Here is a 16,886-nt window from a genome sequence, read left to right as displayed (position 1 = left end):
CGAGACAACCCTATGGCGAAGCGTTCCCTGGCCAGCCTCCAAGCCGGCGACCTGAGCGGCAAACGCGTTCTCGTGCGGGTTGACTTCAACGTGCCCCTGAACGATGCCGGTGCGATCACCGACGACACCCGCATCCGTGCCGCCCTGCCCACGATCAAAGACCTGATCAGCAAGGGCGCCAAGGTGATCCTTTCTGCTCACTTCGGCCGTCCCAAGGGCCAGGTCAACGACGCCATGCGCCTGACCCCCGTGGCGGCTCGCCTGAGCGAACTGCTGGGCAAATCCGTAACCAAGACCGACAGCTGCATCGGCCCTGATGCCGAAGCCAAGGTGGGCGCTATGGCCAACGGCGATGTGGTGCTGCTGGAGAACGTTCGCTTCTTCGCTGAAGAAGAGAAGAACGAAGCAGGCTTCGCCGAGAAACTGTCTGGTCTGGCTGACGTGTATGTGAACGACGCCTTCGGCGCCGCCCACCGTGCCCATGCCTCCACCGAAGGCGTGACCAAGTTCCTCAAGCCCTCCGTCGCCGGCTTCTTGATGGAGAAGGAGCTTCAGTACCTGCAGGGTGCTGTCGACGAGCCCAAGCGTCCCTTGGCCGCCATCGTCGGTGGCTCCAAGGTGAGCTCCAAGATCGGCGTGCTCGAGGCCCTGATCGACAAGTGCGACAAGGTGCTGATCGGCGGCGGCATGATCTTCACCTTCTACAAGGCCCGCGGCCTCTCAGTGGGCAAGAGCCTGGTGGAAGAGGACAAGCTGGAACTGGCCAAGGAGCTGGAAGCCAAGGCCAAGGCCAAGGGCGTGCAGCTGCTGCTTCCTACCGATGTGATGCTGGCCGACAACTTCGCCCCCGACGCCAACAGTCAGATCGCTGACATCAACGCCATCCCTGATGGCTGGATGGGCCTCGACATCGGCCCCGACTCGATCAAGGTGTTCCAGGACGCCCTGGCGGATTGCCAGACCGTGATCTGGAACGGCCCCATGGGCGTGTTCGAGTTCGACAAGTTCGCTGCTGGCACCAACGCCATCGCCACCACCCTGGCGGACCTGAGCGGCAAGGGCTGCTGCACGATCATCGGCGGCGGTGACTCCGTTGCAGCCGTTGAGAAGGCTGGCCTGGCCGAGAAGATGTCTCACATCTCCACCGGTGGCGGCGCCAGCCTTGAACTGCTGGAAGGCAAGGTGCTGCCTGGTGTGGCTGCCCTCGACGCCGCCTGATCAGACGTTCAGGCCTGGAGCTTCCTGCCTTTGGCATCGCGCTTCTTGCCGGTGCGCGCCGGAAGCCCCAGCTGATTCCGCACTTTGTTCACGTATGCCCGGTAGTCCTGCTTGAGGGACTTCCGGGCTTTTTTCATGTCCTTACGACACGTCTTGATCGCATTCGCGGATGCTGCCGAATCAACACAGAGCTGATGGCTTTGCAGGAGATCCAGTCGACGCTGGTAGTTGTCTTTGAACCAGGTCTTACGGGCCTGGAATAGAACCTGGCTCTGCTCGGGGGACTGATCCCGCCCAGCCATTGCCGATGGGGCCATCGTCATGACCGGTGCTGCCATCAGTGCAGCCAGAGCCAGAGAAGCGTTGGAGATGCGCATGGATGAAGCCTTCGCAATGCATCCATTCTGGTGACACTTATCAATCAGGATCTGAATGGTCTGCCATGAGTCATGACCAGATCTGACTTAAGCCTCGGCTTCGTGGGGCTAGGAGCGCTCGGCTTGCCGATGGCAATCAACCTGCACCGCGCCGGCTTGCGGCTGAGGGTGCACACCCGCAGCCGCAAAGCCGAAACCAGGCCAGAGCTCGAGGGTGCAACTCGATGTTCCAGCCCAGCCGAGGCCAGCGCCGGCGTTGACGTTCTTCTTCTGTGCGTCAGCGACGACGAAGCCGTTGAGGAGGTCTTGTTCGGACCCCACGGAGCTGCGTCACAACTCACCACCGGCAGCGTGGTGCTGGATTGCTCCACCATTGCTCCCGCCACAGCCGAACGCTGTGCGGAGCGCCTGGCACGCCAGAACGTCCATTACCTGGATGCCCCGGTCACCGGCGGCACGGAGGGCGCCAAACGCGGCAGCCTCACAGTGCTGGTTGGAGGAGCCACCGAGCCGCTCGAGCGTGTTCGGCCGATTCTCGAGGTGATCGGCTCCTCCATCCACCACTTCGGCAGCGTGGGACGAGGGCAGCAGGTTAAGGCGGTGAACCAGGTGCTGGTGGCCGGCAGCTATGCCGCCGTGGCTGAGGCAGTGGCCCTGGGCCAGCGCCTGGATCTACCCATGCCAATGGTGGTCGACGCCCTCAAAAACGGAGCAGCCGGGTCCTGGGCTCTGGAGCATCGCAGCACCGCAATGCTTGAAGGCAGCTACCCCCTCGGCTTCCGGCTCAGCCTGCATCGCAAGGATCTCGGTATCGCCCTCGACACAGCCAGAGCAGTCAAACTGGATCTCCCCGTGACGACGCTGGTGGAACAGCTGGAACTCGATCTGATCAACGGCGGCCATGGCGATGAGGACGTGTCGGCTCTGCATCGCTGGAACCCTGCGATGGGAGAGAGCTAATGGCTGTTGACCACGCGCACCCGCTTGGTGGCCGTCACCACCCCATCGGGATGCACCAGCATCACGGCCCAAGTTTGTGAACCAGGTTGCTGTGGTGCCTGAACGCTCTTGAACAAGCCACCACCACCCAAAGGCGCCAGCGGCAGATTGGGGCGAATCTGAGCCGACAACTGCTCATCGGTGAGGTCGAGCAAGCCGCCCGCCACCAGTGCCTGGCCCAGCGGCTCTTCAACCACCAGATCAATGTCGTAGCGACTGCCGGTCAGCACCACATCGGGGATCGAGACGTTGACGGCCAACGGGCGTTCACCGCTGCGCAGCAACGACTGCTGTGCCAACAGTTCTTGCTCCACCAGCTGCCCCCCCTCCAGACGAATCGCAATCTGCTCCGAGGCTTCCAAGGCGTAGTTCAGCCCCTCGGATTCGGCTGCACCACGCACCCTCAAGGTGAGGGTCTGACGGCCATCCGGCGTTGGCTCTGCAGGCTCCACCTGCCAGGTGACCTCAGGGAAATCCTGACGAAATCGCTGATAGCGCTGGGCCAATACGGGCTGCAGCTCAACGCTGGCCACCGTGTCGAACGCCGTAGGGGCACCACTCGCAGGACCGCTGCTGTTCAACACCGTTTGCAGACGCGAGCTGAAGCTCTCCACCGCACTGCCCTCACGACCGGGCTGCTCAAGGGCATGGACCGGAGATAGCACCAGCGCTATGGCCGACACCAGCGTGGCTCCCAGGAAACGACGCACGGGCCGGAACGCAACAACCCAATTAAGTTAGGCGTGGTGAGCGGAGACGGCCGACGCGATGACCCGGCTTCTGATTGCTGCCAGCGGCACCGGCGGCCATCTCTTTCCAGCTCTGGCTGTTGCAGAAGCCGTTGAAGACCAGTGGCCCGTGCGCTGGCTTGGGGTGCCCGATCGACTCGAAACGCGCCTGGTGCCCGAACGCTTTGGCTTGGTGTGCGTGAACGCCGGCGGCCTGCAGGGGCGTGGGCTGACCAAGTTGCTGCAGCTGCTGCGTCTGTTGCTGGCCAGCGTCAGCGTGCGGCGGGTGATCCGCCGGAACGCGATCGATGTGGTCTTCACCACCGGCGGCTACATCGCTGCCCCGGCGATCCTTGCGGCGCGCTGGTGCGGCATTCCCGTGGTGCTGCATGAATCCAATGCCATCCCGGGGCGCGTCACGCGGTTGCTGGGTCGCTTCTGCAGCGCCGTGGCCATTGGCCTCCCCGCTGCCGCCAAGCGCATCCCCGGCAGCCAGCCGGTACTGACCGGCACGCCAGTGCGTTCCAGCTTCCTGGCAGCGCAACCCTTGCCGGCCTGGGTCCCCTCGGGCGAAGGCCCACTGTTGCTGGTGATGGGCGGCAGTCAAGGCGCGGTGGGCTTGAACCGCATGGTGCGTGCTGCGGTGCCGGCCCTGTTGGAGCAGGGCTGCCGGGTGGTGCACCTCACCGGCGACAACGATCCCGACATCGAGCAGCTGCAGCATCCACAGCTGGTGGAACGCCGCTTCAGCGACGAGATTCCCGGGCTGCTGCAACATGCCGACCTGGCCATCAGCCGCGCGGGGGCCGGCAGCCTCAGTGAACTAGCGGTTTGCGGGACTCCCAGCGTGCTGGTGCCGTTCCCGCAGGCGGCAGATCAACATCAGGAGGCCAATGCCGCCTGCGCCGCGTCTCTGGGTGCTGCCGTGATCGTGCATCAACACCAGCCGGATCAGCCCGTGTTGTTGAACACTGTTCAAAGGCTCCTGGCAGCACGGCTGGGGCCAACCAATGCTGCCTCCGATCCCCTGGCCCAGATGCGTGAAGGCATGCAGGCCCTGGCGGAACGGGATGCCGAGCGGCAACTGGCTGCCTTGCTTCAGACGCTGGTGGACTGAGTCAAGTCAGAGGGTTGCGCTGCAACTCCTCACGCAACGCCCTGACGATGCGGCGGTTGTTGCGGCGAGATTGCAACCCGATCCGTAGCCAGGTTTCACCCAAGCCCTCGAAGGAGCGGCAATCGCGAAGAAGGATGCGATACCGCTGCTCCATCGCTTCCCGCAACGGCACCAGGGAGCTGTTGGCGCGAATCAGCAGGTAATTCACCGCCGACGGCATGGGGGTGATGCCAGGCAGCGCCGCTAACTGCTGCTGCATCCAGGCGCCTTCTATGGCCACCCAACGCTGAACCCGCTCACACCAACGGCGGTAACGCCGAGGCGATGCCAACAACCTTTCGCCAACAGCCAAAGCGATGCCATTCACAGGCCAGGGATCCCGCCACTCAGACCAACGCTGCAGCCGCTGCGGGTGCGCAACGGCGTAACCCAGCCGAAGCCCGGCGATGCCATACAGCTTGGTGAGGCTGCGGATCACCACCAGATTGGAGTGGTCGGCCACCAACGGAATCAGCGACTGCTGTTCGCCATTGGGGACCAGGGGCAGGAACGCCTCATCGCAGATCACCAGTGCATAGCGCTCCAACAGCGGCTCCAACGAGGCACGGCTCCAGAGCTGACCGGTGGGATTGTGGGGATTGCAGATCCACAACACAGCCCCCTTCAGGGCGGGATGCACCAGCGGGCCGGCGTGATCCCAGGTCAATGCCAAGGACCCGTCGATCCGAGAAGCGTTCCAACACTTCAAAGCCCGCCGGTAGTCGGCGAACCCGGGAGCGAGAAGCGCACTGACGCCAGCAGCAGCAGCGTCGCGCGCCGCCCAGGTGAACAACTCAGCTGCCCCGTTGCCAGGAAGCACAGCATCAGGATCCACGCCATGCAAGCCCGCCATCGCCTGGCGGAGGGACGTCTGACCACGATCGGGGTAGTCGCGGATGGCAACTAGGGGGATACGGGAGCAGCTCGGGCTCCAGGGAGTAAGGGAGGCACTGGCATCCAGTAACTGCGATGGCCTGCAGTTCAACCTTGCGGCGGCTACTTCGCGGTTGCCGCCATGGCGTAGGTCGACGCCCATCCCGACTCCCGATAGAACGCAGAGACATCACCAGAGTGGCCCACTGCCGATGCCAGCCCGAGTGCTGCTGTTCACACTGCTCCTCGCTGCACCATTGGCGGCACGAGCAGACGACCTAATTGTTTTGCTGCAGCAACGAAATTGTCCGGACTGTCACCTTGCAGATCTGGATCTTGTCCACGCCGACCTCCGCGATGCCGACCTTCAGCGTGCCCAACTACAACGCGCCAACCTCGGACAGGCACGCCTTGACGGAGCAGATCTGCGGAAGAGCAACCTGCAGTTCACCAACCTCCGGGGGGCTTCCCTGCGCGGCGCTGATCTGAGGGGCAGCACGCTTTACGGAACAGACCTGCGCCATGCCGACCTCAGTGGAGCTCAGCTCGATGACGGGGCTCTCGAACAGACTCACTGGCAGGGGGCCCAAGGGATTGCAAAAGATGTGCTCAGCCATGCATCTCTCCACAATGCCGGCGTCGCAGCTGCAGAACAAAGCCAATGGAAACGAGCTGAAGAGCTGTTCAGTAGCGCGCTTGCCGTAGCGCCAAGCGAACCATTGAGTTGGGTCGCCCGGGGGCTGTGTCGAGGAGAACTCGGCGACAACAAACGAGCATCACAAGATTTAAAATATGCAAGCCAGCTCTTCAAAAACAATGGAGATTTAATCAAATCTAAGCAACTAGAGCTGGCCAGTAAAAACGTTGATGCACCTGCGGACGAAAGCTCACATCAAGGCAATGGAATCGGTTCAGTGGCCATCTCAGGGACAATTAAAGCTTTTCAAACACTTGCGCCACTTGCTCTACGACTGATTTCACCTTAGGCCGAGTTTAGCGATAACCAGCGCCTAAAACTGTCCTGACCTGTTGGGTCCCTGGGACATAGCCATAGCCATATGCTCCACCTTGATCATCATTTAAAATATATGGGGTGACGACAATCACAAGCTCTTCTTTTGTTCTTGTGGAAGACGACCCCCTAAAAAGGCTACCGATTAACGGCAGGTCTCCCAAAATGGGCCACTTCGTAACACTTTCAGTCTGCCTTTCGGACATTACACCGCTGACAATAAGAGTCTGCTGATCTCGCAAACGGATGCCCTTAGCGACCAACTCACGTGCATCAATATTGAAGAATGGAATTCCGTCTCGCTCCCCTGCAGAGACCGGAAATCCCAATCTTGGGAGAACACTCATCGACACAAATCCATTGTCGTCAATCTTGTCAACACCAACAGTGAGAGTGAGCCCGGCAGTTTCTTTTTGATAGGTCGTTGACACATCGGTCACAGTACCGTCCTCATCCCTTTCGACATTGCGCACTATATTGGTAACAACTTCCAGCCCAGTCTTGGTCGCGGAAGTCTGACCTTCCCCAACCAATAGCGTCGGCTGAGCCAATATTTTTGCACTTCGAGATTGAATTTTTGCTTCAAGATAACTGTAGAAAGAATTACTCGGCTGCCTATACTGATCAGCAGAGCTTACGTACTTAGGCCTTCCTTTCTTGTCGTATACAGGATGCAATACCTGAGGCGAGCCTGGATTCGTGTCAGGAACATAAATCGGCCTGCCTTGAGAGTCATAGGCATAGACTGGATCATCCGGATCAACAGGAACAAAAATTTGCTCACCATTAGGGGCGACAAAAGGAGCAACGACCTGCTTTTGAAGCGTTGGATCAATAACACGCTGCCGCGGAACTTTTCCAGACAAGGGATATGTTCCAGGAACACCCGACACTCCTTCCCCATATAGCCCAGTCCCATCAGAGCCACCAGGCTTGTAGTCCCCAAAATTGAGATGCCCCTTTCCACTATCACTGACAATAAAAGTATTACCCATACGAGATGAGAAGCTTGATTCAAGCGTCTTTTCATTATCCAATTTCACACTAATAATTTGCACTTTGATAGCAACTTGCCTCTGACGCAAATCAATTTGCCTCAGATAACTTTCAGCCAATGCAATCAAGCGGGATTCGCCAACAAGCGTGACAGTGCCTAAACGTCCATCGGTTGTACCAACTAATCCAAGCAAAGGACCCTTTTGAGCAGCAATCGTTTCCACTTCACTTAAAAACTGCTTTGTTTGAGATACCTGGGCACTCAACTCAGACGTATCAGCGGATGCCGCTTCTCCTCGTGTCACCTCAATCTGCCTCACCTTGCTCATCTGAGCACCCAAGCTCGAAAGATAATTAGCCGCAGTATCTGTTTTCGCTTGGTTCAAACGAAACACCTTCGACATCTGGGGGCCGAGACCGCTTGACTCCAAGGTCTCACCGACCAACAAGGTCCTGCCCTCCAATTTGGCTTGGAGCCCCGAAGCAAGCAGTACACTATTTAATGCACGACCGAAAGGTTCATCTTTAAATGCCAAACTGACCAAACGAGTTGAATCCTGATCTTGATTATTCTGATCTTCGGAAGACGCTCTTGGATTGACGTACACAAAACCGAGCCCGCCCAACCTTGCTAGAGACATCAACGCATTTTTTGCTGGAGCATTATTCAAGGCCAGAGTGACAGGTGGCCCTGAAGCAGCAATCAAACTTTTCTGATTGACAAGCATGGTCCCAACCGCTATGTCACCAAGAGGCGGCGCAGAAGCACGCTCCCGCATTGGTGGAACAAAGCTGGACTGAGCAACTCTTCCAGGCTGACGAAGATCAAGTTGACCTGTCGTCGAAGCTTGCTCAACCCCCCGTAGCCCAACAAAGGTAACGATTAAATCTTTTCCATTCGCACTGATCTGGGGCCGAGAGAGCAACCCTTCGCTTAAGGTCGTCACCACAAGTTCAAGCTCAGACGCGTTGTTCTGACTGAGACGAACAGATCGAAGTCCTGCCGATGACAATGTCGCCTCTTGCGGTGCGCTCAAAGAGAGTGTTGATGCGACCTGGAACCGCCCCTGCCAACGGTGGGGAGAAAGCGATTTGCCAATGACGCGGGTGTCTTCACCCACTCCCGTCACGATTAGATCGACACGGTTGCCAGATTGGCGCAGTCTCAACGCAACAGGCGATCGAGCCACAGCCTGCGGGGCGGCGACCAGTGCAAACAGCTCTGTGCTGGGTGTACCAATCCCAAGAGCGATGGCAAGAGGAAGTATGCGTCGAACTACGAAGCTCCTCACCTTGCCCTTCACTATCCAACTGTGTTGAGGGAATGGTATCGATCGATATTGATATGCACCAGCTCATGACAGAGATGAAGCGGAGACATCTGGTGGAGGATCCGCGCTAGGGGCTAAGTCGTAGAAACTCAGCTTCAACGTGAGCTGCGTTCGAATCACAGCGGACTGGGCTGAATCAGCATCTTTTTTATCTTTTTTCTCGACCACCGCCTTGAGTTCAAGTTCACTGCTTTCGACCGGCAACTCCAGCGCTTCCATCCGCTGCAAAAAGGTGTGCAAACCGCCGAACGGGCCGCTGACTTCAAGAGCAACAGATGTCTTTCGATAGCCAAGATCGTGCCAAGGATCTGGCGGCAGCTCAGTTTTCCCCTTGGATTGCTTGTGCTTCCGCGGCGATGAGCCCTCCTCGGCAGCAGCGTTTGGCACTGCCGTTTTGAGCGGTTCGTAGCGCTGCAACTGCACACCCGATGCCACTGCCTGTTGATTCAACAGCGCTAAGAAGGTCTGCACACTCTCACGCCCGGCCAGCAAACCCACCAAGACAGCCTGCATTTCTTCCGCAACCCGAAGTTCAGCCTCCGCTTGGGGAAGCTGGAGTTCCAAGGCAGGACGAATGCGTTGAAGACTGAGCAAGGCGTCCCGCCTTTGTTCCAAATCCCGCGCTGACTGAACAGCAGGTAACACCGCCCCCAACACAACGACAGCGCTCACCACAGCACCCACCCCAAGGGGCAGGCCCACCAAAAGGCGGCCCCGCGTGAACCATCGCTGGCGTGGAGTCGCCAACAGATTGGTCATGGCAACACCCCTTCGTCTTGAAGCAACTCCAAACGACGAGCCAAGCCTTCGGCACCAAGGCCACGCAACTGTGCCGGTGTGGGTTTGCTTGTTCGATCGAGCTTGGCCTCGAGAGTGAACGCAATCAGTCCATCCTGGTTGGCCTGAGCTTTCACCACAGTTGTTCCATCGGGGAGCATCCCCGACAACGCTTCAAGGTTGAGATCCAAAGCATTGATCCGTTCAAAGGCATCTCTTCCTTGGGCTTCCCCCTGGATCGCCAACTTGGATGGGTTGGCGTCGACCGACACAAGGCGTACATCCTGAGGCGTGACCTGTCGCAACTGCTCCAGCAACGCCGACCCCGAACGCAGCGCCACCAATTGTTCGGCGATGGATTGCGTCTGCTGCTCCAAGGTGGACCGGCGCGAGGTCAGCGCTTTGAGCCGTGCCTTGGCGTCACCAACACGCTTCTCCACGGGATTGAGGGCAGCAACCTCGCCCTGCACCACCTGTTGACGATGCTGCAATACCAACACGGCAAGCAACGACAGCATCACCAACACCACCGCACTGATGCCCCCCTTCAAGAGAAGGGACAGCATTGACGGAACCGGTGCCGGCTCAAACGGCAAGCCGAGCTCAACCCGGCGTTGCTGCAATAAATCCGGCTTGGGCCAAGCCTGACGCTCCGTCATCGCTCCTCCTCTTGCAGAGCCAACAGCGCCAAATGCTGAAAGGGTGAAAGCGCATCAACAGCAGCGGCTTCATCCCACGATTCGGCCAAAGCGGGCAAGGGCTGGTTCAAGCAGCACTCTCCTGCCGCACCCTCAACCAGAGGCAACCACGCATCGACCTGCTCCACCTTCACCGAAAACCACCATCCAAGTGGTGGTGGCGTGGCCACATGAGCCTGCCAAGCAGCCACACAGGCCCGAATCTCGCGTTGACAGGCAACAGGCTCATCCGCTTCAAGGAGGTGGTCAACCTCAGAAACCCTCTGGCGAAGCAACACCAAACGAATGCTCTGCTCCTCCACCACGAGCCAAGCCAGATCGCCATCCCACGCCTGCGTGAGTTGCTGTAAGGACCGCTGGGCTGCCGTCAGAGACCAATCAACGCGGCGCAGGGGCAAATCAGCGAGTTCAGCAACCTCACTCCAGCCTTGAATCAACGAACGGGGCACACCCACCACTGCCAAAGCGTCCTGCATCGGCGAGGACGTGACGTAACTGTCAGCAAGATCAAACGGCAGGTCGACAGACGGCAAGGACGGGGGCAACACGCCAGGCGCCCCATCCAATCCGTAGCCGTCGACCACGCACCAGGCAGCAGCGCGCAGGGGGAGACAAAGAACAAGTTCTGCCCCGGGAAGATCGCAGTCAAAGATCAAATCAGCGATGAACTCACCAACCGCTTCCCGTTGCAGCGGCACACCATCACGACACACACCATCGGGCCAGTCGACAACGCGTTGCCACCAACGCCCCCCCTTGTCCCAACAACACACCAAGCGCGTGTTCGTCACTGTGATCAACACCGGCTTGATCTCGACAAGCCGCCGCCAAGCCAAGCTCAATGCTGTGAGTTGAGGCAGCTCAGCGAGAGCAGGCAGTGGCACACAACTCTTTCCACTGTCTTCATGCTATCGACGATCACCCGCTTGAATCACTCTCCCAAAGAGACATTCAAAGGCACAACATCAAGCAGATGAGATGGCTTTGATGCATCCAGTTCAGTCCTGCCAGGGCAAACCGCTGCCGGATGCCTCCGCAATGTTGCGGAGGCCATGGCGATCCAACTGCAACAGCAGACCCTCCAGAATCCGCGGCACCAGATCCGGCCCCTGAAAGATCCAACCGGTGTAGAGCTGCACCAGGGAGGCACCTGCGGTTATGCGCTCCCAGGCGGCTTGCGCGGAGTCAATCCCACCCACGCCGATCAACGGCAACGCAGGGCCGGCACTGGCCCGTAACCGACGAACCACCTCCTGAGCTCGGTGACGCAGGGGGGCACCGCTGAGGCCACCGGCCTCCTCCGCCAGGGTGCGTCCCGTCTGAGGCAGACGCCGTTGCTCCAGGCCAAGCCGATTGAGACTGGTGTTGACAGCGATCACGCCAGCCAGGCCTTCCTCAAAGGCCAGGCGAGCAATGGCATCAATCGACTCATCATCCAAATCCGGCGCGATTTTCACCAGCAGCGGAGGGCAGGCCGCCAGGCGTCGCAGCCGCTCCACAAGCCGTCGCAGCTGGGTGGTGTCTTGCAGATCCCGCAGCCCGGGGGTGTTGGGGGAGCTGACGTTGATCACTGCGTAGTCCGCCAAAGGAGACAACAACTCCAGGGAGGCCGCGTAGTCATCCGGAGCCTGCTCCAGGTCTGTGATCTTGGATTTACCGACATTGATCCCCAGAACAGATGGACGACGACCCGGCGGGTCCAAACGTTGTCGCTCCAGGGTTTTCAACAGCGCCTTGGCACCATCGTTGTTAAATCCCATCCGGTTCAACGCTGCCTGTTCTTCCGCCAAACGAAACAGGCGTGGTTTGGGGTTGCCCGGCTGGCCATGCCAGGTCACCGTGCCCACTTCAGCGAAACCAAAGCCGAAGCGATCCCAGATACCAGCCGCCACGCCGTTTTTGTCGAATCCCGCTGCCAAGCCCACCGGGTTGGGGAAACGGCAGCCAAACAACATCTGCTCCAAGCGCAGATCACGCCGTTGCAGATCAGCCGCCACGCCATCGAGCACCGTGGACACCCCTGGCCAACGACGCCGCAGGCTGGCCTGAGCCAGCGCCGTGAGCGCTGTACGCGATAGCTGTTCAGCATCCAGACCGTCGTCTCGCGCCAAGACCGGGCCAAGCCAACGTTGATAGAAGACACCGCTGCTGAGCGGTCCGGCCGAAGAGGACGGCGACATGCTCTGCCTCAGGACTGTCCTGATCCTGCCTCGCGGCGTTGCAGGGTCCAGCGGCCATCCTCCTGGGGATGGACAGTCCAGTCCCTCCAGATCCAGCTCTCCCGCTTGGTTTCCAGCTGTTTGAACGGCTGTTCCACCAGCTGCGCCAGCTCCAGCAACGACAGGCTGTATCCGCCCTGCGCCAAGCGATCCGCCAACTCCAATCGTGACAACAACTGCAGCAAAGGCTTGGGAGCGGCCTCTGGGGCAGCCTCTAGAGCAGCCTCCGCAGACGGCGGCTCGGATGATCCCTGCTGCAGGGCTAAATCCGGCTGGACGGCATGGGAGAACGCCACAGCGATGCGATCCACCCGTTCATTGTCTGGATCGCCGCTATGGCCTTTGACGTACCGCAGCGGGACGTCATCCAAGCGGGCGGCATCCAGAGCCTTCCAGAGATCCTGATTGAGCACTGGCTTGCCGGCAGCCGTCTTCCAGCCTTTGCGCTTCCAGCCTTTGATCCAGGAGCCCAGCCCATCAATCAGGTATTTGCTGTCGGTACGCAGAGTGAGGTCCGGATGACGGGGCAGCTGCTCAAGGCGTTGCAACACCTCCAAAGCCGCCTGCAATTCCATGCGGTTGTTGGTGGTGTCGGGCGCATGGCCCCCGAATTCCTCAACACTGCCGTCTTCGAAACGCAACAACGCGCCCCAACCTCCCGGACCTGGGTTGCCGCTGCAGGCGCCGTCCGTCGCTGCAGCCACGACACGTCCCCGTCCTTCGGCCATTGATCTGTCCCAACACTGTTCGGTACAACACAGTTTCTGGCGTCACCGTGCATGAGCCGAACCTACCTGCGGGCTGCCGGCCTGACTGCCGTGGGGCTGATGGGCGCTGGCCTACCGCAGGAGGGCGCGGCGCGGCCCCTGTTTGAGAGCACAGCAGTTCCACAGGAGCGCTTCGCTGTACTCGCACAACCCGTTGGGAGGGCCCAGTGGAAATTGCTGGTTCTGGAACAAATCAAGCCCCAACCGCGCTGCTGGACGCCACGCCAGGACGGACTGGTGGAGCCCAGCCTGAATCGCTTCGACTTCACCAGAATCTGCAAGCGCTACCTGGACAGCAATGGCTACTCGTTGCGCAGCGATGACCAAGATCTCGGAACCCGCTTCCGCTTCCGTCTCAAACAATCCGGCGCATCACTGAAACTTGAGGCCCTCGACCCCCAGCAACGGGCACCACTCCTGGTCGGGCAGGCCCCGGTCCACCGTCGTGATCCCAACGGATTCGTCCCCCTGCAACTGGAACCTGGCTGGGCACTGGAACGGCGCGTTTACCAAGGGCGCAAGCTGAACCATCTGTACTTTGCCCACAAGGCACCGGTGAACCTGCTGCTCGCACGGGCCAGCAGCCATGGCCAACGTTCCGGATTCAGGCGATTGGGAACGCCGATGCCACCGGTCGCACCACCTCCCCTCCCTGCCGCAAGACCAACGCGCAGAAGAGCAGGTCGAACAACAGCCAGCCGCATCGTTAGCAGTGGCCCGATTCGATTGCAGGTGATTCCCTACGGCCGTTGACGGCAAACCGGCACAGTGCCAGTCGAGAGAGCGACCAGAAAGGGGCTGACAATCAAATCCTCGCTCTTAGTTTGCATTTGTGTGAGGAGTGCTGAACGCCTCTTCAGGGTCGAAACAAGGACAGACTCCTGAACGTGTTCCTCTCGACGAAAGCTCCGCCTTTGGCGGGGCTTTTTTGTTGGCAGCCGAAAAACATAAAAAAACCGGCCCACGAGGGACCGGTGGCTGAGCGACAACAAGCGGGGGAGAGGGGCATGCCCTCTCCCTAGGCGATCACTTGAGGGTGACCTTGCCGCCTGCTTCTTCGATCTCTTTCTTGAGAGCTTCGGCGTCGGCCTTGGAGATGCCTTCCTTGACGGGCTTGGGGGCAGCTTCCACCAGAGCCTTGGCATCGCCGAGGCCGAGGCCGGTGGCGTTGCGGACGGCCTTGAGGACCTTGATCTTGGCTGCAGCGTCGAAGCTTTCGAGGATGACGTCGAATTCAGACTTCTCCTCAGCGGCTTCGCCACCGCCACCACCAGCAGCGCCGGGGGCAGCCATCACAACACCAGCAGATGCTGCGGCAGACACACCGAAAGCCTCTTCGATCTGCTTAACGAGCTCGGAAGCTTCAAGCAGGGAGAGGGATTTCAGCGATTCGAGAATTTCGTCGGTTTTTGCAGACATGGTTTTGAAAGGGGAAGCAACAGATCAATGAACAGTGGTCTCGGCAGAGCCGAATCAGCCTTCGCCGCCTTCGGCGTGCTGCTTGAGCGCCCTGGCCATACCAGAGGGAACCTCGTTGATGCCCACAGCGACCTTCGTGGCCACGGCGTTGATGGCACCGGCGATCTGAGCCATGAGCTGCTCCTTGGAGGGGAGATCAGCAATGGCTTTAATCTCGTCCTGCGACAGAAGCTTGCCTTCGAAAAGGCCGCCCTTGGTCTCGGACTTTTTGAGTTCCTTCTGGAAGGTCTGAACGGCCTTCACACCAGCACCAACATCGCCCTTCACCAGGACGAAGGCGTTGGTACCGGTCAGCAGGGAGTCGAGGCTGGCCCAGTTGCTGTCGCCATCAATGGCACGGCGCATCAAGGTGTTTTTGGTCACCTTGCAAACGCTGTCGCTGGCCCGCAGACGATCCCGCAGGTCAGACATCTCCTTGATGGACAGGCCCTTGAAATCAAGGACAAGTGCCAGTTCGGCGTCGGCGAGGAGCTCCTTGAGCTCTCCGACGATCTGCTGCTTGTTCTCCAGCGTGCGGCCCATAGGGATTGGATCGGATCAAAGGAACAAGCCGGGCACACGGCCGATCGAGTCTTCTGAACGAAGACGAGGCCGCGTGCCGATCCAACCCCGAATGGGACAAAACCGTGTCGCGTCTGCCTCGGCAGGGATTACATCAATGGGAATGACTGACGTCATGCCCAGAGACATCCTGCTGTCTCTGGCCGGGCGCGTGCCCGATTTGGCTTTCGCCAAAGGTTGAGTGTAGAGGAGAGCCTGATCAGCTCCCCTGCTCAATGTCCTGCAGGGCAGAGAAATCGACCTCAACGGAGGGCCCCATGGTGGAGGTCACATACAGGGACTTCCAGTAACGGCCTTTGGCACCACTGGGCTTGTTGCGGTCAATGGTCTCTTGCAACGTCTTGAGGTTCTCAAGCAGGGCCTCAGGACTGAAGCTGGCCTTGCCGAAACGGACATGGACGATGCCGGTGCGGTCGGCACGGAATTCAAGTTTGCCGGCCTTGAATTCCTTAATCGCAGCCGCAAGATCCGTGGTGACGGTGCCCGCCTTGGGGTTGGGCATCAAGCCGCGGGGGCCGAGGACCCGACCCAACTTGGCCACCTTGGGCATCATGTCTGGGGTAGCGATCAGCAGGTCGAAATCCATTTCGCCCTTGCTGATGGTTTCCACCAGTTCTTCTTCACCGGCGAGTTCAGCACCCGCGGCCTTGGCTTCAGCCACCTTCTCACCACGGGTCACCACAGCGATGCGCACGCTCTGGCCGGTGCCATTGGGCAGGGCCACAGTGGTGCGCAGCTGCTGGTCGGTGTACTTGGGATCGATGCCGAGGCGCACATGGGCCTCCATCGTCTCGTCGAATTTCGCGTTGGCGTTGTCCTTTACCAGGGCAATCGCCTCGAGGGGGGCGTAAGCACGTTCCTCGATCTTGCCGGCCAGGCTGGCCAGGCGCTTAGAGATTTTGGGCATGTTCAGAGGTGGGGTTCAGGCGACATCAGCGATGTCTCCCCCGAATGGGTTGGAGAAGAGATGCAGCGACGTCAGTCGCTGATGGAAACGCCCATGTTGCGGGCGGTGCCTTCGATGATCCGCATAGCGGACTCAACGCTGGTGCAGTTGAGGTCAGGGAGCTTGGTCTTGGCGATTTCCTCGAGCTGAGCCCGACTGATCGATCCAACACTGCCCTTGGCAGACTCACCGGATCCCTTTTGGATCTTCGCGGCCTTGGTGATCAACACCGACGCCGGAGGCGTCTTGGTGATGAAGGTGAAGCTGCGGTCTTCAAATACCGAGATCTCCACCGGAATCACATAACCGGCCTTGTCCTGCGTCCGAGCGTTGTACTCCTTGCAGAACATCATGATGTTCACACCGTGCTGACCGAGGGCAGGGCCCACCGGCGGCGCGGGGTTTGCTTTGCCGGCATCTAGGGCCAGCTTGATCACAGCTACGACTTTCTTGGCCATCGGCTGGGTGGTTTGGACAGCTGCGGATCACCAGACCCTCGGGTCGGGTGCGGCGGAATGGTTGCCCACTCCTGAGGCCGCCCTCCGCAGGGAGACGGCCGCCGCATGGATCAGTTCTGTTTGCTGATCTGAGAAAACTCCAGTTCAACCGGCGTCTCTCGACGAAAGATGGAGAGCAGGGCCTTGAGCTTGTTGCGCTCGCCGGACACCTCGATCACCTCTCCCTGGAAATCCTTGAACGGACCCGCCGTCACCAAAATTTGATCGCCTTCGGTCAGATCCACCTTGACG

The 16,886-nt window shown here is 59.7% G+C and carries 19 protein-coding genes; 5 read left to right on the top strand and 14 right to left on the bottom strand.

The features are described from left to right. Positions 1-12 precede the first annotated feature (12 nt). Positions 13-1,218: a phosphoglycerate kinase gene (locus NCN06_RS09325; RefSeq protein ID WP_226397424.1), complete on the top strand. Its 1,206-nt coding sequence runs from the start codon at positions 13-15 to the stop codon at positions 1,216-1,218. Positions 1,219-1,226: 8 nt separating this feature from the next. On the opposite strand, the gene NCN06_RS09320 is transcribed toward NCN06_RS09325, so the two are convergent. Then, the gene (locus tag NCN06_RS09320; RefSeq protein WP_226397425.1) at positions 1,227-1,595 is read right to left on the bottom strand and encodes a hypothetical protein; all 369 of its coding nucleotides are present in this window, start codon (positions 1,593-1,595) and stop codon (positions 1,227-1,229) included. 72 nt (positions 1,596-1,667) lie between these two features. On the opposite strand from NCN06_RS09320, the gene NCN06_RS09315 reads away from it, so the two are divergent. Further along, positions 1,668-2,555 (top strand): NAD(P)-dependent oxidoreductase, encoded by an 888-nt coding sequence (locus NCN06_RS09315; protein ID WP_226397426.1) that lies wholly within the window; start codon positions 1,668-1,670, stop codon positions 2,553-2,555. Here NCN06_RS09315 and NCN06_RS09310 read toward each other — a convergent pair. Beyond that, complete coding sequence (locus NCN06_RS09310; RefSeq protein ID WP_226397427.1) at positions 2,552-3,304, bottom strand: DUF8623 domain-containing protein; 753 nt, start codon at positions 3,302-3,304, stop codon at positions 2,552-2,554. The genes NCN06_RS09315 and NCN06_RS09310 overlap by 4 nt on opposite strands. A 58-nt stretch (positions 3,305-3,362) precedes the next feature. Between NCN06_RS09310 and murG the strand changes: the two genes are divergently transcribed. Beyond that, positions 3,363-4,439, top strand: a complete 1,077-nt coding sequence (murG, locus tag NCN06_RS09305; RefSeq protein ID WP_226397428.1) for an undecaprenyldiphospho-muramoylpentapeptide beta-N-acetylglucosaminyltransferase — start codon at positions 3,363-3,365, stop codon at positions 4,437-4,439. 1 nt (position 4,440) lies between these two features. On the opposite strand, the gene NCN06_RS09300 is transcribed toward murG, so the two are convergent. Further along, complete coding sequence (locus NCN06_RS09300; RefSeq protein WP_226397429.1) at positions 4,441-5,514, bottom strand: threonine-phosphate decarboxylase; 1,074 nt, start codon at positions 5,512-5,514, stop codon at positions 4,441-4,443. 49 nt (positions 5,515-5,563) lie between these two features. Here NCN06_RS09300 and NCN06_RS09295 point away from each other — a divergent pair, with 49 nt between their 5' ends. After that, entirely contained in the window at positions 5,564-6,337 is a 774-nt protein-coding gene (locus NCN06_RS09295) for a pentapeptide repeat-containing protein (RefSeq protein ID WP_226397430.1), read from the top strand. Positions 6,338-6,344: 7 nt separating this feature from the next. On the opposite strand, the gene NCN06_RS09290 is transcribed toward NCN06_RS09295, so the two are convergent. The 6 genes from NCN06_RS09290 to rnhA all read right to left on the bottom strand — a co-directional run bounded on the left by NCN06_RS09290 (position 6,345) and on the right by rnhA (position 13,112). Beyond that, positions 6,345-8,480, bottom strand: a complete 2,136-nt coding sequence (locus tag NCN06_RS09290) for a secretin GspD/PilQ domain-containing protein (protein WP_250398878.1) — start codon at positions 8,478-8,480, stop codon at positions 6,345-6,347. A gap of 234 nt (positions 8,481-8,714) precedes the next feature. Next, positions 8,715-9,449, bottom strand: coding sequence for a hypothetical protein (locus NCN06_RS09285; protein ID WP_226397432.1), 735 nt, complete (start codon positions 9,447-9,449; stop codon positions 8,715-8,717). After that, complete coding sequence (locus NCN06_RS09280) at positions 9,446-10,126, bottom strand: PilN domain-containing protein (RefSeq protein WP_226397433.1); 681 nt, start codon at positions 10,124-10,126, stop codon at positions 9,446-9,448. Before NCN06_RS09280 ends, NCN06_RS09285 begins: the two co-directional genes overlap by 4 nt. After that, the gene (locus NCN06_RS09275; protein WP_226397434.1) at positions 10,123-11,049 is read right to left on the bottom strand and encodes a hypothetical protein; all 927 of its coding nucleotides are present in this window, start codon (positions 11,047-11,049) and stop codon (positions 10,123-10,125) included. Before NCN06_RS09275 ends, NCN06_RS09280 begins: the two co-directional genes overlap by 4 nt. A gap of 114 nt (positions 11,050-11,163) precedes the next feature. Further along, a complete protein-coding gene (locus NCN06_RS09270) occupies positions 11,164-12,345 on the bottom strand; it encodes a quinone-dependent dihydroorotate dehydrogenase (RefSeq protein WP_226397435.1) in 1,182 nt (393 codons plus the stop codon). Positions 12,346-12,353: 8 nt separating this feature from the next. Further along, a complete protein-coding gene (gene rnhA, locus NCN06_RS09265) occupies positions 12,354-13,112 on the bottom strand; it encodes a ribonuclease HI (protein WP_226397436.1) in 759 nt (252 codons plus the stop codon). Positions 13,113-13,163: 51 nt separating this feature from the next. On the opposite strand from rnhA, the gene NCN06_RS09260 reads away from it, so the two are divergent. Further along, on the top strand, positions 13,164-13,904 hold the full coding sequence (locus NCN06_RS09260; protein ID WP_226397437.1) for a DUF3747 domain-containing protein: 741 nt from the start codon (positions 13,164-13,166) through the stop codon (positions 13,902-13,904). A 273-nt stretch (positions 13,905-14,177) separates the two neighbouring features. Here the strand turns inward: NCN06_RS09260 and rplL are convergent, their stop codons facing one another. From rplL to nusG, 5 genes are all read right to left on the bottom strand, one after another. Further along, on the bottom strand, positions 14,178-14,570 hold the full coding sequence (rplL, locus tag NCN06_RS09255; RefSeq protein WP_115024546.1) for a 50S ribosomal protein L7/L12: 393 nt from the start codon (positions 14,568-14,570) through the stop codon (positions 14,178-14,180). A 54-nt stretch (positions 14,571-14,624) separates the two neighbouring features. After that, positions 14,625-15,152: a 50S ribosomal protein L10 gene (rplJ, locus tag NCN06_RS09250; RefSeq protein ID WP_006851480.1), complete on the bottom strand. Its 528-nt coding sequence runs from the start codon at positions 15,150-15,152 to the stop codon at positions 14,625-14,627. 238 nt (positions 15,153-15,390) lie between these two features. Continuing rightward, positions 15,391-16,098 carry a 50S ribosomal protein L1 gene (gene rplA / locus NCN06_RS09245; protein WP_226397438.1) on the bottom strand — a complete coding sequence of 236 codons (708 nt, stop codon included), beginning with the start codon at positions 16,096-16,098 and terminating at the stop codon, positions 15,391-15,393. Positions 16,099-16,169: 71 nt separating this feature from the next. After that, the gene (gene rplK / locus NCN06_RS09240) at positions 16,170-16,595 is read right to left on the bottom strand and encodes a 50S ribosomal protein L11 (RefSeq protein ID WP_006851160.1); all 426 of its coding nucleotides are present in this window, start codon (positions 16,593-16,595) and stop codon (positions 16,170-16,172) included. A 110-nt stretch (positions 16,596-16,705) separates the two neighbouring features. Next, positions 16,706-16,886 (bottom strand): transcription termination/antitermination protein NusG (gene nusG, locus NCN06_RS09235; protein WP_250398877.1); only part of this gene is annotated, 181 nt, incomplete at its 5' end.

Origin of the sequence: Synechococcus sp. MU1648 (genome assembly GCF_023630615.1) — a bacterium.
Taxonomy (GTDB): Bacteria; Cyanobacteriota; Cyanobacteriia; order PCC-6307; family Cyanobiaceae; genus Parasynechococcus.
The sequence above is the reverse complement of the archived record's forward strand: the minus strand, read 5'-3'. Positions and strand labels throughout refer to the sequence as shown.

Coding starts and splice junctions, on each gene's coding strand:
- NCN06_RS09300 (WP_226397429.1), bottom strand. CDS start 5,514: ATGGGCGTCGACCTACGCCATGGCGGCAACCGCGAAGTAGCCGCCGCA.
- NCN06_RS09285 (WP_226397432.1), bottom strand. CDS start 9,449: ATGACCAATCTGTTGGCGACTCCACGCCAGCGATGGTTCACGCGGGGC.
- rnhA (WP_226397436.1), bottom strand. CDS start 13,112: ATGGCCGAAGGACGGGGACGTGTCGTGGCTGCAGCGACGGACGGCGCC.
- NCN06_RS09260 (WP_226397437.1), top strand. CDS start 13,164: ATGAGCCGAACCTACCTGCGGGCTGCCGGCCTGACTGCCGTGGGGCTG.
- NCN06_RS09315 (WP_226397426.1), top strand. CDS start 1,668: ATGACCAGATCTGACTTAAGCCTCGGCTTCGTGGGGCTAGGAGCGCTC.
- murG (WP_226397428.1), top strand. CDS start 3,363: ATGACCCGGCTTCTGATTGCTGCCAGCGGCACCGGCGGCCATCTCTTT.
- rplL (WP_115024546.1), bottom strand. CDS start 14,570: ATGTCTGCAAAAACCGACGAAATTCTCGAATCGCTGAAATCCCTCTCC.
- NCN06_RS09270 (WP_226397435.1), bottom strand. CDS start 12,345: ATGTCGCCGTCCTCTTCGGCCGGACCGCTCAGCAGCGGTGTCTTCTAT.
- NCN06_RS09320 (WP_226397425.1), bottom strand. CDS start 1,595: ATGCGCATCTCCAACGCTTCTCTGGCTCTGGCTGCACTGATGGCAGCA.
- rplA (WP_226397438.1), bottom strand. CDS start 16,098: ATGCCCAAAATCTCTAAGCGCCTGGCCAGCCTGGCCGGCAAGATCGAG.
- rplJ (WP_006851480.1), bottom strand. CDS start 15,152: ATGGGCCGCACGCTGGAGAACAAGCAGCAGATCGTCGGAGAGCTCAAG.
- NCN06_RS09280 (WP_226397433.1), bottom strand. CDS start 10,126: ATGACGGAGCGTCAGGCTTGGCCCAAGCCGGATTTATTGCAGCAACGC.
- NCN06_RS09325 (WP_226397424.1), top strand. CDS start 13: ATGGCGAAGCGTTCCCTGGCCAGCCTCCAAGCCGGCGACCTGAGCGGC.
- rplK (WP_006851160.1), bottom strand. CDS start 16,595: ATGGCCAAGAAAGTCGTAGCTGTGATCAAGCTGGCCCTAGATGCCGGC.
- NCN06_RS09295 (WP_226397430.1), top strand. CDS start 5,564: ATGCCAGCCCGAGTGCTGCTGTTCACACTGCTCCTCGCTGCACCATTG.